Genomic DNA, 15,802 nt, shown 5'->3' on the forward strand with positions numbered 1-15,802 from the left:
TTTCTAAATAAAACATCTCATTCCAATTGTGATTTTTTGCTGTGTTATATGTAGTTAACTTAAAATTTAATACAGCAATAGAAACGCAATAAAATAACCGCATAAGAGAAATATCCTCCAATAGTAACAGGCTATGCTTTGTGGGCGTTTCACAAATACATAACCTGTCTTGCTATCGGAGGATAAAGGGTAATAATTACTTATCCTCTATTACAATAACGCGTTATTTCACATTAACGCTGATGCTTCTCTGCGGCAGAGTGGATTGAGTCGGCGGTTTCACGAGCATTCTTTTCCGCACGGCTGTTAAAACTATCCGCTTTAGATTTGACGTCGGCCCAGCCTTTTTCAGCATCTTTTCTGGCTTCGGATTCTCTGGATTTCACATCAGCTTTGACTTTGTCTGCCCGCTCTCTGGCTTCTGGTTCCCTTGATTTGAGATCGGCTTTGAAATCATTCGCTTTTTCCCGCGCCTGAACTTCATGCTCATGCGCCTTGGTTCGCGCTTCTGACGCTTTTTCTCTCGCTTCAGTGCGATCGTGACTGAGGGCCGATTCTGCTGACGCCCGGGCGGAATCCAGATCATTTGCTGCCACCATGCCAATGTAACTGGTTCCCAGAATTAAGCCTAAAAACAGTGGTTTCATATTCATGGTCTATTTCCTCTTACAGCGCTCTATGATTACGCTAACAATAACCTTGTCGTCGACAACGTATTATTGAAAGCTTCATGTTAAGACCGCCTCCTTGTCGTCTTGGTCATTTAAGTAGAGCAAAATAGAAAATAAAAAGAATAGGGAATTATCCTAAACTGTACACTTGGGTTTTGTTATGTATTGCATTTATATCGGAAAGGTAAAAAGATATTTTTATTGTAAATATCAGTTTTTATAAAACAGGAATATTTATATGAAAATAAAACTGATTTTTCACATAATTAGGGCGTGTTTTTCTGGTACTTCACCCGAAGAGGGGGGACTATAGGAAACATGCTCTGCGTGCGTGTCCGTTAAGCCGAAAAGCTATAGCCTATAGCGTTATTAGTACGGAAAATTATCAGAACAGCGTGGATGCTGATAAAACCAGCAGACGATCGGCAAACGCTTGACTTGACGTACCATTATCACTAGTTTGTCACCCCGTAGTTCACGTCTGGCTCTCGCCACGACGATCCCAAAGCCGATATAGCTCAGTTGGTAGAGCAGCGCATTCGTAATGCGAAGGTCGTAGGTTCGACTCCTATTATCGGCACCAGTTAATTCAATTGCTTACCTGTATTTCATGTAAATCACGTTCTCCCCTTGTGCCATATATATGCGATAAAGAGTACCACAACTACAACTTGGCAGTATCTTACCCGTATTGGTGATGAGTAACTCCTCACCTGTTCACTCGCTGTTCACCACTTAACTCGCTAAAAATAAAGATAAAAAATGAAAGGTGAAGAGGGTGAACAGTTTTTCGAAAAATCATTTTATTGGGCGATATTGTGTATATTACACAGCGAAGTTTTGCGTTTGCTTTTTGGGGCTCAAGCGCCGATGCGTATAAATGAAATTTTTATAACAAAAAATAATCAATAAAAACAATGATATGTCGTGTATTATTTGACTCCTACTGTGGCCTAGCCCCGAACGATTTGGAAACCAGAACCTCGCTTAGGGCTGTGTTCACTTTACGTGGGTGAAATCAGTCAGAGCGTTGTGGGTGGTTTATCTGCACTTTCACTGAATAAACAGGAATGTCTTATATGGAATTACAATCTGGGCAAAATATTGCGTTAAACCAAAGTGTATTACGCATCTCTGTGGTGTATCCAAAAACAGCAACATTTCGTAGTGATATCGATGCTTCCGCCTTTATGCTCTCGGCTCAGGATAAAGTGAGAGGAGATAATGACTTTATTTTCTTCAATCAGCCCTCCACACCGAACGGAAGCCTTAATCTTTCTTCATCCGGAGAAAGCAGCCTCTTTACACTAGACCTGAACCGGATTGACAGCGACATTGTGAAGATTGCCATTACTTTGGTGATCGACGGTGCTGATTCAGTCTCAGGCTTACACCGTATCCAACTGAATGTTGAAGGCGTGGCGACGTTCAATGTGCCTCCTCTTGCTGGACGAACTGAGAAGGCGCTGATTCTTGGTGAGGTCTACCGGCACAACGGCGGCTGGAAGTTCAGGGCTCTGGGGCAGGGCTTTAATGGTGGTCTCGAGCCGCTGGCGATCAATTATGGTGTTGACGTGTCATCTCCTGCACCAACGCCTGCTCCGGCCAAGCCAACGGTCAGTCTGGAAAAACGCATCCAGGAAAAAGCGCCACGTCTTGTCAGTTTGGCTAAAAATGCTAGCGTTAGCCTGATAAAACATAACCTCCAATCTGTTAAAGCGAAGGTTGCATTCGTGCTGGATGCCTCGGCTTCTATGACCAGAGAGTTTAAGAAAGGTCATGTTCAGGCTGTACTGGATCGTATCGCCGTACTGGCTGTTCAATTTGATGATGACGGGTCCATGGACGTCTGGGGTTTTGCTGAGAAGAATCGTAAATATGAAGACGTGACGCTGGATAATCTTGATGGTTATATCGAACGGATTCAGAAAACCGGTAAGCGCGGCATGTGGGAGCTGTTGCCGGGATTAGGGGGGACCAATAACGAACCACCATGTATGACGGAAATCGTTGATTTTTTTGAAGACAGCGAGTTGCCAGTCTATGTTGTTTTTATTACCGATGGTGGTATCAGTAAAACCAAAGCCATTAAAGATGCGATCCGCCGTTCGGCAAATCATGCCATCTTCTGGAAGTTTGTCGGTTTGGGCGGCAGCAATTACGGCATTCTTGAGCAACTGGATGATTTCACCGATCGCCGAGTTGATAACACTAACTTTTTTCCGATTGATGATTTTGCAAAAATGAGCGATGAAAAGCTCTATGACTTATTGCTCGAAGAATTTAATGACTGGAATCAGGTTGCAAGAAAAGAAGGCATTATCGCCTAACGAGAAGCCCCATTGCCGGGAGCTTCTTATTTTAAAGCCCGAATTGAAATTGCTTCATACGGCGCTATTTCAGAATGTCTTTGATTTTGGTCATTGGGGGAGATGACGTCTTCCCCAAGCACGATGAAAAATCGGCCAGCCTTCTCCGGTTCGTAAGTAGGTAATATCACCTGCTTGAGAATTTACTCACTTAGTCGCGTGCTCACTGTTTCTGGGTAAGATCAAGGCGAACGCCTGCATCGAATCGGTCGGCCACGATATCTTTTGATGGCTTAATGCTTTTCCCTCATTTTCCCCTTTCCGTCGTACCCCGAGAATCACATTCAGTCTGGAATCGTCTTCTGCGGGATAGCTGCCATTTTTTAGCCTGAAAATGACGTTAAAAAGATCATTTCACTACATCTCTCGGTGATTTTTGTTATGAAATAACGTAAAAACACCACGGTAAGTCATTAACTCTTGATTCGTGTTTTTTGATAGTATAAAAAACTAATAATTTTCATTAAAAAATCAATGATTGCTAAACTATCTAATATTTATTTCTTAACAGGGAAATAGTTTATTAATGTAATGGAGTTATTTGTTCTGTCAAAAGTAAAAAATAGAGGGTAAATATTTTCACTAAATTAAAATTAATGGGCTATTTGTAATTTCTGATTTTTATTAGCGCATTAAGTATTTCGTTTCTAACGAAATTAAAAGGCACAAAATATATGCCTTTTCCGCTAATTGAAAATCATCGGTATATTCTTTTTTATGTTGTTTATTTTTGCTTAAGATTAATCTAATTCATTGTTTTTAATGTTTTTTGTGTTTTAGTGGTTCCATTTACTTGCTCTGCTATATAAGCATTGACCGTGCGTTTGTGTTGTGTGTATGATCTAAACTCAAAATATAAATGTATTTAATTCCTTCTTGGTGTGATTCTTTTTACGCCGATATAAGCCGTAACATTACGGTTTTATTATGCTTTTTAATTCGGTTTTTAATTTATTTCATCTCGCTGGTCGAAAAACAAATGCGTTATTTGTTTGCCGAATCGCTGCCGTTCTTATGGATTATGGCGGGCTTTTGGTAGGAATCGACTTTACTTCTCCGGGCCCGAGTGCCCTTACGTTGGTATAGACACATGGCAAAAGGAACTGATGGTGCATCTGTCGCACCAAAGGAACGTATTAATATCAAATATGTTCCGGCCACTGGTGGTCAGCAGGCGGAAATAGAATTGCCGTTGACGCTGATGATCGTGGGAAATATGAAAGGGCGCACAGAGGAAACGCCGATCGAAGAACGTCAGACCGTATCGATCGATAAGAACAACTTTACCTCAGTGATGAAAGAAGCAAATCTGGAATTGAATTTCAGTGTGCCAAACCGCCTTGAAGAAGAAAGTCAGGACGACCTGCCAGTGAAACTGAGCATCGGCGGTCTGAATGATTTCTCCCCTGACCGCATTGCCCAACAGGTGCCTGAATTACGTAAGTTGCTTGATTTACGTGAAGCACTGGTCGCGCTGAAAGGCCCCCTCGGCAATATTCCCTCATTCCGTAATCGTTTGCAGGATCTGTTGTCCAGCGAAGAAGCCAGAGAGCAGCTTTTGAAAGAGCTCGATCTGGTAAAACCCGCCGAATAATTGATGTTTATTGACGAAATAGGGAAACGAATATGTCAATAGTTGAAGAACAGGTTCAGGCAGGAGCCGCCAGTGCTTCTGGATCGCTGCTTGATGACATCATGGCTCAAGCGCGTATCAGCCCGGTTGATGAAGGCTACAGCGTGGCTAAACAGGGCATTGCCGCGCTGGTTGCTAACATTCTTGATAGCGGTAACGCAGCAGAACCCGTGAACAAAGCGCTGGTCGATAGCATGATCGTCGAACTGGACAAAAAGCTCAGCAAGCAGATTGACGTTATTCTGCATGCGAAAGAATTACAGGAACTGGAATCTTCCTGGCGTTCGATGAAACTGCTTATCGATCGCACCGATTTCCGTGAAAACATCAAACTGTTGGTGTTGCATGCGACGAAAGAAGAGCTGTTGGAAGATTTCGAATTCGCGCCTGAAATCTCACAGTCTGGCTTCTATAAGCACGTGTATTCCAGCGGTTACGGCCAGTTTGGTGGTCAGCCTATCGGTGGCGTAATCGGTGACTATGCGCTGACGCAAAGCTCACCAGACATTAAGCTGATGCAGTATGTCAGCGCCGTTGGTGCGATGGCGCATGCGCCGTTCATCTCTTCCGTTGCTCCGACCTTCTTTGGCGTGGATCGCTTCACCGATCTGCCTTCCATCAAAGATCTGAAGTCCGTTTTCGAAGGCCCAGCCTACACGAAATGGCGCTCGCTGCGTGAGTCCGAAGATGGTCGCTATCTGGGGCTGACGGCACCGCGCTTCCTCGCTCGCCTGCCTTATGACCCGGTAGAGAACCCGATTAAGGGCTTCAACTACAAGGAAGATATCAGCACCAATCACGAACACTATCTGTGGGGCAATACCGCCTATCTGATGGGAACGGCGCTGACGGACAGCTTCGCGAAATACCGCTGGTGTCCGAACATCATTGGTCCGCAGAGCGGCGGTGCGATTACCGACCTGCCCGTGCATGTTTATGAAGCCATGGGCCAACTTCAGGCCAAGATCCCGACTGAAGTCCTGATCACCGATCGTCGCGAATATGAAATGGCCGAAGAAGGCTTTATCACGCTGACGATGCGTAAAGACAGTGACAATGCGGCCTTCTTCTCGGCTAACTCGGTGCAGAAGCCGAAGGTGTTCCCAAACACCAAAGAAGGCAAAGAAGCAGAAACCAACTACAAGCTGGGTACGCAACTGCCGTACATGTTCATCATCAACCGTCTGGCGCACTACATCAAAGTGCTACAGCGTGAACAGATTGGCTCATGGAAAGAGCGTCAGGATCTTGAGCGTGAGTTGAATACCTGGATTAAACAGTACATCGCCGATCAGGAAAACCCGCCGGCAGATGTTCGTAGCCGTCGTCCTCTGCGTGCCGCACAAATCAAAGTGCTGGATGTAGAAGGAGAACCAGGTTGGTATCAGGTCACCATGTCTGTGCGCCCGCACTTCAAGTACATGGGGGCGAACTTTGAGCTGTCGCTGGTAGGGCGTTTGGATAAGGAATAAGACTTATGCCGTCTCTTTCTGCCTGGGAAAGGGGAAACGCGGCAAGTCTGTTTGATCGTATCCGTGGGGAGGAGCGTCGCTCCTCCCCTGAAACGGAAGTTGAAGCACTGATCGAGTCCGTTAAGCGTCAATTGGACAATGTGCTCAACACCCGGCCCGGAAATTGCCGCAGCGCACCTGAGCTTGGCGTGATTGATTTTAATGACGCGACGCAGGGTGGTGCGGACATTCGAGGGAAAATCCGGGAGGCGATCCGACAGTGTATCTGTCGCTTTGAACCTCGAATTGTTCATGTGGATGTCAACACGTCGGACTATTTATCGAATCCGATGGAGATGTCGTTTCAGGTTACCGCTCGGGTCAGATTGGAAGATCTGGAGCAGGTTGCCTCTTTCAATATCCATATGGATAGCCACCGCCACTACAGAATGATCTGATTATGTCACTGGAACATTTTTTCAGGGATGAGCTGACCTACTTGCGCCTGCAAGGGCGTGAATTCGCCAAGGCGCACCCTGAGCTTACCCGATTTTTGTCAGAACAAACCACGGATCCAGACGTCGAGCGTCTGCTGGAAGGGTTCGCCTTTTTGACAGGGAGCCTGCGGGCGAAGATCGAGGATGAATTTCCGGAACTGACACACGGTCTGCTGGGCATGCTGTGGCCTAATTACCTGCGCCCCGTACCGAGCATGACGATTATGCAGTTTTCGGTACTCCCCGGCGCGATTGCCCAGCCCGCGTTTGTTGAACGCGGCTGTGAGCTTGATAGCCTGCCGATTGATGATGTGGTTTGCCATTTTCAGACCTGCCACGATGCCTGGATTTATCCGGCGGATATCCGTGATATCAAGGTACAGAGCGGCAACGATCTTTCCACCATTACGCTGGATATTGGGCTGCATGGCCCGCTATCACTAAGCGATCTGCAACTCGACAAACTGCGCTTTTATCTGGGCGGTGATACCTATACGGCCAACGAACTCTATTTCTGGATCGCCAGCCAACTGTCGCACATTGAGCTGGAAATCGATGGTCAACGCTTCCGTCAGGAAGCCAGCGTGCTGAAGACGGTCGGCTTTGAGCGGGAAGATGCGCTATTGCCGTACCCCGGCAACGTCTATTCTGGCTACCGTATCCTGCAGGAATACTTTTGTTTTCCTGAAAGTTTTCTCTTTTTCCAACTCGCTGGCGCGGTATGGCCAGATCTCCCGCTGACGGTAACGGAATTCCGTCTGCATTTCTGCTTTGACCGCCCGCTGCCAGCGGAACTGAAGATTCGCCCTGATTCGTTCATGCTCAACTGCGTGCCGGCAATCAATCTCTTCCAACATGATAGCGAACCGATCAACCTCAGCGGACGCCAGACGGATTACCCGCTGAAGGCCAGTTACCGCAACGCCGATAGCTTTGAAATCTTCTCTGTGGATAAGGTTGAAGGCTGGGTTGAGGGGAATTCCGGCCGTGCTCGGGGCATCCCACGCACCTATCAGCCTTTTGAGAGCTTTCAGCACCAAATTGAGCGCGCTAAAGGACGACTGGCGCTCTATTACCGCATCCGGGTAAGAGAAGCGGTGAACGGCAACGGGTTTGATCACATGCTCTCTTTTGTCCGTGGTGATGAGCAGGAAGTGATTGATTTGGATGAATCCATCTCGGTCACGCTGACCTGTACCAACCGATCGCGTGCGGCGAAACTGCCTGTTGGGTCGATCTGCGTACCCACCGGAAATTCGCCGTCTTTCGCGACGTTTCGCAATCTGGTGCGGCCGACGCGACCGCTGCGGCCTGCAATGGATGGCAGCCTGCACTGGACGCTGATCTCCAACCTGTCTCTGAACTATGTGTCGCTGCTGCAGCGCGATGCGCTGGTGCAGATCCTGCGTACTTATGACTTCCCGGCGCTGCACGACAAGCAGGCGGAGCAAGCCTCGCGTAAGCGTCTGGCAGGGATCGAATCTATCGAAACCACACCGATCGACCGTCTGGTTCAGGGGATGCCGGTTCGCGGCTTGAAATCCATCCTGTCAGTACGGCAATCCGCGTTTTCCAGTGAAGGAGAGCTCTATCTGTTTAGTACGGTGCTGGCGCACTTCTTCTCGCTATACGCCAGCGTCAACGCTTTCCACCTGTTGGAAGTGGTCAACATCGATAACAAGGAGCGCTACCGATGGCCGGTACAGATAGGTCAACACTCAATGATGTGACGTTCCGTCAGGATGTCTCACGCTTTAATTTTTTCCAATTGGTGGAGTTACTTAACCAGCTGGAAGGCGTGGATCTGGAACAAGCACTGGATTACCGCCCTGAACAAGAACGCCTGCGCTTTCGCTCTACGGCGTCCATCGGTTTTCACCCCAGCGATGTCTTGCAGGTGGGATGTGATGAAGAGGGCCGTCAGGAGCTGGAAGTCGCGTTTCTTGGCCTGCACGGCAGCCAGTCACCGATGCCCGGTTATTACCTCGAAGAACTAGCCTGGGAATACGCGCAGGGCGAACAGAAGCTGGGCGTGTTTCTCGACTTCTTTCATCACCGCTTACTCACGCTGCTGCACCGCGCATGGCGTAAATACCGTTATCACGTCCGCTTTCAGAACGAGGGTGAGGATGGATTCTCCCGCCTGATGTTTGCGCTCGTGGGGTTAGGGAATGATGCCGTACGCGACAGTCTGCCGGTTAACCGCGCCAAGATGCTTTCCTACGCCGGGGTGCTCGCCAGCCCCAGCCGTTCCCCGGAAGTGGTCGCGGGCTTGGTTATTCACTGTTTTGACCTGGATGACGTGTCTGTCCTGGCCTGGCAGCACCGTCGTGTGCCCATTCACGAAGGGCAGCAGAACCGCTTGGGCAAAGGAAACATGATGTTAGGCGGTGATTTTGTTATCGGCGACAAAGTGAATGACTGCGCTGGCAAGTTTTTGCTCAAGGTCGGCAATCTCAGCTTTAGCCGCTTTCTCAGCTTTCTGCCCAACGGCGAGCATTTTCAGCCGCTGGTGCGTTTTGTCTCTTTCATTCTTCGCGATCAGTTGGCCTGGGATCTGCGTCTGGGCTTTGCGGAAGGCGAAGCCAAGGGCTTGAGCCTGGGCAGTGAACAAAGCAGCCGGTTGGGATGGAGCAGCTTTCTCGGGCAGCCGCCCGCGGATCCCTATGTGACGATTTGTGTGCAGGAGTAAATGTGAACGTAACCCATCCACTCACGTTGGTTGTGCTCAATAGTGAGCAGCTCGATATCAATTCTCAGGTGCAGCACCAGTTCGATCACCGTGGTGGCACGCTGGGTGCGTCAGAAAAAGACCAATGGCAACTGCGGGATCGGCTGGGATCCGTCGTGCCGGAGCACGCCCGTATCGAAATGACCGACGGTTATTTCAGCCTGTGCGATCTGAGCGGTCAGTCTTTTATTAACGGATCGCTGTCGCCAATTGGGCGCGATCGCAAAGTCATTTTGTCACACGGCGATGAGCTGGTCATCGGGCCTTTCCGACTGGGCGTTTATATCGGCGATCCCACTACGGAACAGGATATCGATCAGGTATTAGGGCAGGGCACGGTCGATGTGCTGGGCGGCTGGCTAAGTGAAGATAAAAAAAGGCGCTCAACGGATCTGGCTGACACCACGGTCGTGCTGAATGACCCGCTGTGGGCGCTACAGAAAGAGCAGAGCCAGCCACTCTTGCCATCAGACAGTGATACGGTCGGGGCATCGTTCACGACCTCTCTTTCTTCTTTTTCTTCTGCTGAGGACACCATGGATCAGAAATTTGTGGAATTACCGACCATCAACACACCGTACGCGGGAGAAGGGCTGGAGGGCTACAGCGATGGCACTTCATTAGCACCGCTGATGCGCGGGCTGGGGCTGTCGCTTCAGCCGGGTGATGATGCACGACTGCGCGAAATGCTGGAAGAAATGGGGAAAAGCCTGCGCGCGATGGTTGAAGGCCTGCTGGCATTGCAGACGGAACAGGTGGCAATGGCGGACACGCATTTACGCCCGATTGAAGATAACCCGCTGCGTCTGGGGCTGGGCTATGCGGATACGCTGTCGGTGCTGTTTGCCGAAGGAAAAAGCCCGGTTCACCTGTCTGCGCCCGCTGCCGTGGAAGAGGTGTTGAACAATGTGCGGGTGCACCACATCGCGAACCAGCAAGCGATTGCCGTTGCGTTGGAAAATATTCTTCAGGCCTTTTCGCCTGCCGCGCTGCTCAATCGCTTTGAACACTATCGCCGCAGTGGCGAACAACTGGCAGTGGATGACGGCTGGGCGTGGCAGATGTATCAGCACTACTTCCGTGAATTAACGTCGCCGCGCCAGCAGGGCTTCCAGAAACTGTTCCATCAGGTATATGCGCAGGCGTATGACCGCTCCGTGCGTCAACAGCAGGAGCAAAAATAATGCTGCGGGCTCTGTGCTTATGTTCCCTGATGTTCCTGCTGTCGGGGTGTACCACGCTGGGCAAAATGGCGCAGGTGGCGGCGAATCCCGATATTCAGATAGGCAGTAACAATCATCAGCCTTCTACCGTGGGTTTCAGCCTGCTGGCGGAACCGGACGTTAATCCGAATGACAGCGGTGAAGCCGCGCCTATCGAATTCCAACTGGTGCTGTTAGCGGAAGATTCACGCCTGTTAGCCACCGATTACGACCAGATCACGACGGATATCGAAAAGGCATTAGCCAAGAATTACCTCAGCCATCAGGACTACACGCTGCTGCCGGGACAGTTCAAATATCTGCCGCCTGAAGCGCTGGATGAAAAGGTGCACTACCTCGGCGTGGTGGCGCGCTATGCGGATTCGGAAAGCGCAGAGTGGCGCAAAGTCATCAAGCTAAAGAATACCGGGCAGACGTATCAGATCCTCGTGCACCTGCGCAGGGATGAAGTCGAAATCAAAAAAGACCAAGAAGAAGAATAACTATGTCGAGTCGCAATCGCATTATCTGGCGGGAAGGTCTGTTCATTAAACCGCAGCATTTTCAACAACAGCAAAGACACACCGATTACGCACTGCACGCGCGTCTCAGCGCCCTCAGTGATTATTTCTATGGCTTGCAGTCGCTGGCGATTAATGAGGAATACCTCAATTTTGGCCGCATCGCGCTGGTTAACGCCAGCGGTGTGATGCCTGACGGCACCGTGTTCAATATTCCGGGCGACGACGCCCTGCCGCTGCCGTTGGAGATTACCGACGTCGCGCTGGCAAACCAGAAAGTGTATCTGGCTCTGCCGCTGGCGGTAAATGGCGTCAGCGAAGTCGGCCAACCGGGGCAGGGGATCGCCAGCCGCCTGCAATCGCACCGGCATGACGTGCGCGATCTGCACAGCGACGGCGGCGATATCGTTTCTCTGGAAGTCGGCAAGGTCAGCCTGCGCCTGATGCTCGATCGTGACGATCGCAGCGCCTATGCCTCGCTGGCGATTGCCAACATTCTGGATAAGCGTCCTGACGGTGGCTTGATTCTGGATCCGAACTTTATGCCGTGCAGCATCAGCGTCACCGCGATCCCTACCTTAAAACGCTTTTTGGGTGAATCTGCCGGTTTAGTGGCTGAACGTGCGCGCAGTCTGGCGCAGCGTATTGCCGCCCCAGGGCAGCAGGGCGTCGCGGACGTGGCTGAATTCATGATGTTGCAATTGCTTAACCGCGCGCAGCCCAAACTGTCGCATCTGGCTCGCCTTGGCACGTTGCACCCTGAACGTCTGCACGAAACGCTGGTTGAGCTGTGCGGCGAACTGATGACGTTTACCGACGAGTCGCGTCTGCCGCCTGAATTCCCTGCCTATCGCCACGAACACCAGCAGGCCAGCTTTGAGCCGCTGATGATGTCGCTGCGTCAGGCGCTGAGTACCGTGCTGTCGCCGCGCGCCGTCTCCATCCAACTGAAGAAACAGCCGTATGGCGTGATGGTAGCGATGGTTGGCGATGCGGAATTGATGGCCAGCGCCGAGTTTGTATTGGCGGTGCGTGCGCGTATGCCGCAGGAGCATCTGCGTAAACAGCTGCTGCAACAAACGAAGATCGCCTCCAGCGAGAAGATCCGCGAACTGATCAGCCTGCAACTGCCGGGTATCCCGCTGCTGCCGCTGCCGGTTGCGCCGCGCCAGCTGCCTTATCACGCGGGCTACAGCTATTTCCAACTGGATAGACAAAGTCCCGCCTGGCAGGTGCTGGTGTCTGGCAACACGCTGGCGTTCCACATTGCTGGTGAGTTCCCAGAACTGGATATGCAGCTTTGGGCCATCCGTGGGCAGTAGTAAGGAGAGAAAGAGATGAGCATCGAGGTTATTAAAAACGATCAACTGGGCGATCTGCTTTTTGACCACGCCCGCCAGCTGGATATGGACTCCGATTACTGGTTCCGCCTGCGTGGACAAAGCATTAATCCGATGGTGGATGCGGTCACGCCGCTGTTGGGCATGGTAGAGCGGGTGCGCCAGCTCTCTGCCTATGAGGGCGTGGAAGATCTGTATCAGCGCGTGGTATCTGAAATTCAGGCTATCGAGCAGGAATTACATTCTCATGGCTACGAAAACGGCGTGATTTTGTCGTTTCGCTACATTCTCTGCACCTTCATTGATGAAGCCGTGATGGGGCGTGAGTGGGGCGGCCAAAGCATGTGGTCTGCCCATTCTCTGCTGACCCGTTTTCACAATGAGACCTGGGGAGGCGAAAAGGTGTTTGTCCTGCTGGAGAAGCTGCTGGACGACCCAACCCGCTATCGCGACATTCTGGAGTTTATCTACCTCTGCCTCTGTCTGGGTTTTGAAGGGCGCTATCGGGTGATGACGCAAGGGCGTGAAGAACTGAACCGCGTCGTGAGCAAGCTGCATGACACCCTGCGCCCAGAGCCTGCGAATTCGCCGACGGTTTTCCACCTGAATCTGGGACAGCAAGCCTCGCGCTACCAGCTGCGCAGACAGGTGTCATTGCGCACGCTGTTTGTCGGCGTGTGTGTGGTCTTGGTGGCCGCCTTCGGCCTGTACCGCTATCAGCTAACTCATCAAACCCAGGACGTACTGCGTCAGCTGGGAGAATTATTACAATAACAGGAGCTACACCGTGATTCGAATTGAACTGCCGACACTGGTTGAACGACTCAACCCCGTGTGCCGTCATATGCTGGAAGAAGCGGCGGCACTCTGTATTCAACATCAGGGTGCGGAAATCCGTATTGAGCATCTGTTGATGAAAATGCTGGAAACGCCGCTGTGCGATGTGCGCCAGATCCTCAAGCGTGCGGGCGTGGATGCGGATGAGCTGTCTTCGCTGCTGCTGCCTTCCTCCATGGATAAAGAATTTGATGCGGGCTATCCCTCATTCTCCCCTCTGCTGGTGGAGTGGTTACAGGATAGCTGGCTGCTGGCCTCGGCTGAATTCCAACATTCACGCCTGCGCAGCGGCATCTTGCTGCTGGTTCTGCTGCTGACACCCAATCGCTATGTCGCTGGCGCGGTATCCCGCCCGCTGGCGCAGATTAACCGTGAGCTTTTACGCCAGCAGTTTGATGAGTGGGTAAAGGATTCGGTGGAAACGGACGTCGCGGTGCAATCCGCCACGGCCGAACAGGCTGCCGCGGCGAACACGCAGCTTTCTCGCTATACCCAAAACGTGACGGAATCCGCCCGACAGGGACAACTGGATCCGGTGCTGTGCCGCGACCATGAAATCGATCTGATGATCGATATTCTCTCCCGCCGTCGTAAAAACAACCCGATTGTGGTCGGGGAAGCGGGCGTTGGTAAAAGTGCGCTGATCGAAGGGCTGGCGCTGCGTATTGTGGCCGGTGCCGTGCCGGAAAGATTACGGGATGTGGAACTGATGACGCTCGACCTGGGAGCGATGCAGGCCGGTACCTCGGTGAAAGGCGAATTTGAGAAACGTTTCAAAGGCGTGATGCAGGAAGTGAAGGATTCGCCGCGCCCTATCATTTTGTTTATCGATGAAGCGCATACGCTCATCGGGGCGGGCAATCAGGCGGGTGGGCTGGACGTTTCCAACCTGCTCAAGCCGGCACTGGCGCGCGGTGAGCTGCGTACCATCGCAGCCACGACCTGGAGCGAATACAAAAAATACGTCGAGAAGGACGCGGCACTTTCCCGCCGTTTCCAGCTCGTCAAAGTCGGTGAACCGAACGCGGAAGAAGCCACGGTTATCCTGCGTGGGCTGCGCGGCATCTATGAAAAAGCGCACGGCGTCCTGATTGATGAAGATGCGCTTCAGGCGGCGGCACAGCTGTCGGCCCGCTATATCTCGGGTCGCCAACTGCCCGATAAAGCCATCGACGTGCTGGATACTGCCAGCGCTCGCGTAGCCATTAACCTGACGACGCCACCGCGTGCGGTCAGCCAGCTACAAACCCGCCTGCATCAGCAGGAGATGGAAATTACCCAGCTTGAGCGTCAGGCGCGTATTGGTCTGGGCAATACCGAAGAACGATTAGCCGAACTGCGTAACGCCCGCGAAGCCGGTGCGGTACAGCTGGCACAGCTGGAAGCCGACTGGCAGCAGCAGAAAACACAGGTTCAGCGCGTGATTGAACTGCGTACGGCGCTGCTGGATGAAGAGCAGTCTGTTGATTTTGATACGGTGTCGGCCGCAGCGGAACTGGCTGCCTGTGAACAGGCGCTGGAAGCGCTGCAACACGCCTCCGTGCTGGTCTCCCCTCACGTTGATAAAACGCAGATTGCAGCCGTTATTGCCGAGTGGACGGGCGTGCCGCTGAACCGCATTTCACAGAGTGAAATGGATGTCGTCACGCGCCTGCCTGAATTCCTGGGGGATTTAATTAAAGGGCAGCAGTTGGCGATTGCTCAATTGCATAAACATCTGCTGACCGCGCGTGCAGATCTTCGTCGTCCGGGGCGTCCGCTGGGGGCTTTCCTGCTGGTAGGGCCGAGCGGCGTGGGTAAAACGGAAACTGTGCTCCAGATTGCCGACCTGATGTTTGGCGGGCGCAACTATCTGACCACCATCAATATGTCCGAGTATCAGGAAAAACATACGGTTTCACGCCTGATCGGTTCGCCGCCGGGCTATGTCGGGTTTGGTGAAGGCGGCGTGTTGACCGAAGCCATCCGCCAGAAACCGTATTCCGTGGTGCTATTGGATGAAGTAGAGAAGGCGCACCCAGATGTCCTGAACCTGTTCTATCAGGCGTTTGATAAAGGTGAACTCGCCGATGGTGAAGGCCGGGTGATCGACTGCCGTAACGTGGTGTTCTTCCTGACGTCCAACCTCGGGTTCCAGACGATCGTGAACTACGCCGAGCAGTCGGATGTGTTGCTGGATGCGCTTTACCCTGAACTGGCGGCTTTCTTCAAACCTGCACTCTTGGCACGTATGGAAGTCATTCCTTACCTGCCGCTGGCGCATGACACCATGGTTGAGATCGTACAAGGCAAACTGTCGCGTCTGGTGTCCCTGCTGCAACAGCGCTTTGGTGCGGAAGTCATCATTGAGGACGCGGTGCCGGAAGAGATTCTGCGGTTGGCGAATCGCAGCGAAAACGGCGCGCGTATGCTCGAATCGGTGATTGATGGCGCCTTGCTGCCACCGGTCTCGCTACAGCTGCTGCAACGCATGTCTGCGGGTGAACCTGTCAGCCGTATTCATTTCCGCGTCGAAGCCGGCCAGTTCCAGACTGAGGTTGAGGGCTGAGT

General features: G+C 51.7%; 13 protein-coding genes and 1 tRNA gene. 13 read left to right on the plus strand and 1 reads right to left on the minus strand.

What is annotated here, in order from left to right; genetic code table 11:
* Positions 1–233: 233 nt before the first annotated feature.
* Entirely contained in the window at positions 234–653 is a 420-nt protein-coding gene (locus QWJ20_RS20675; protein WP_174870373.1) for a hypothetical protein, read from the minus strand.
* Between the two features lie 525 nt (positions 654–1,178).
* Between QWJ20_RS20675 and QWJ20_RS20680 the strand changes: the two genes are divergently transcribed.
* From QWJ20_RS20680 to tssH, 13 genes are all read left to right on the plus strand, one after another.
* A tRNA-Thr gene (locus QWJ20_RS20680) sits at positions 1,179–1,254 on the plus strand.
* A 179-nt stretch (positions 1,255–1,433) separates the two neighbouring features.
* Positions 1,434–1,583 carry a hypothetical protein gene (locus QWJ20_RS20685; protein WP_349719870.1) on the plus strand — a complete coding sequence of 50 codons (150 nt, stop codon included), beginning with the start codon at positions 1,434–1,436 and terminating at the stop codon, positions 1,581–1,583.
* Between the two features lie 167 nt (positions 1,584–1,750).
* A complete protein-coding gene (locus QWJ20_RS20690; RefSeq protein WP_433993357.1) occupies positions 1,751–3,001 on the plus strand; it encodes a VWA domain-containing protein in 1,251 nt (416 codons plus the stop codon).
* A gap of 1,129 nt (positions 3,002–4,130) precedes the next feature.
* Positions 4,131–4,634, plus strand: coding sequence for a type VI secretion system contractile sheath small subunit (gene tssB, locus QWJ20_RS20695; protein ID WP_010282535.1), 504 nt, complete (start codon positions 4,131–4,133; stop codon positions 4,632–4,634).
* Between the two features lie 32 nt (positions 4,635–4,666).
* Entirely contained in the window at positions 4,667–6,145 is a 1,479-nt protein-coding gene (gene tssC / locus QWJ20_RS20700; protein ID WP_095700369.1) for a type VI secretion system contractile sheath large subunit, read from the plus strand.
* A gap of 5 nt (positions 6,146–6,150) precedes the next feature.
* Positions 6,151–6,582, plus strand: coding sequence for a type VI secretion system baseplate subunit TssE (gene tssE, locus QWJ20_RS20705; RefSeq protein ID WP_010303156.1), 432 nt, complete (start codon positions 6,151–6,153; stop codon positions 6,580–6,582).
* A 2-nt stretch (positions 6,583–6,584) separates the two neighbouring features.
* Positions 6,585–8,351: a type VI secretion system baseplate subunit TssF gene (gene tssF / locus QWJ20_RS20710; protein ID WP_095992702.1), complete on the plus strand. Its 1,767-nt coding sequence runs from the start codon at positions 6,585–6,587 to the stop codon at positions 8,349–8,351.
* Positions 8,315–9,313, plus strand: coding sequence for a type VI secretion system baseplate subunit TssG (gene tssG, locus QWJ20_RS20715; RefSeq protein ID WP_095700367.1), 999 nt, complete (start codon positions 8,315–8,317; stop codon positions 9,311–9,313). The genes tssF and tssG overlap by 37 nt, the downstream gene beginning before the upstream one ends.
* 2 nt (positions 9,314–9,315) lie before the next feature.
* On the plus strand, positions 9,316–10,536 hold the full coding sequence (gene tagH / locus QWJ20_RS20720) for a type VI secretion system-associated FHA domain protein TagH (protein ID WP_433993358.1): 1,221 nt from the start codon (positions 9,316–9,318) through the stop codon (positions 10,534–10,536).
* Positions 10,536–11,057, plus strand: a complete 522-nt coding sequence (gene tssJ, locus QWJ20_RS20725; protein WP_095700365.1) for a type VI secretion system lipoprotein TssJ — start codon at positions 10,536–10,538, stop codon at positions 11,055–11,057. The genes tagH and tssJ overlap by 1 nt, the downstream gene beginning before the upstream one ends.
* Positions 11,058–11,059: 2 nt before the next feature.
* Complete coding sequence (gene tssK, locus QWJ20_RS20730; RefSeq protein ID WP_014916353.1) at positions 11,060–12,397, plus strand: type VI secretion system baseplate subunit TssK; 1,338 nt, start codon at positions 11,060–11,062, stop codon at positions 12,395–12,397.
* Between the two features lie 15 nt (positions 12,398–12,412).
* Positions 12,413–13,189, plus strand: coding sequence for a type IVB secretion system protein IcmH/DotU (gene icmH / locus QWJ20_RS20735; RefSeq protein WP_010303138.1), 777 nt, complete (start codon positions 12,413–12,415; stop codon positions 13,187–13,189).
* 13 nt (positions 13,190–13,202) lie between these two features.
* Positions 13,203–15,800, plus strand: coding sequence for a type VI secretion system ATPase TssH (gene tssH / locus QWJ20_RS20740; RefSeq protein WP_433993359.1), 2,598 nt, complete (start codon positions 13,203–13,205; stop codon positions 15,798–15,800).
* Positions 15,801–15,802: the final 2 nt, after the last annotated feature.

It is taken from the genome of Pectobacterium sp. S5 (assembly GCF_051707265.1).
In the GTDB taxonomy this organism is placed as follows: Bacteria; Pseudomonadota; Gammaproteobacteria; order Enterobacterales; family Enterobacteriaceae; genus Pectobacterium; species Pectobacterium polare.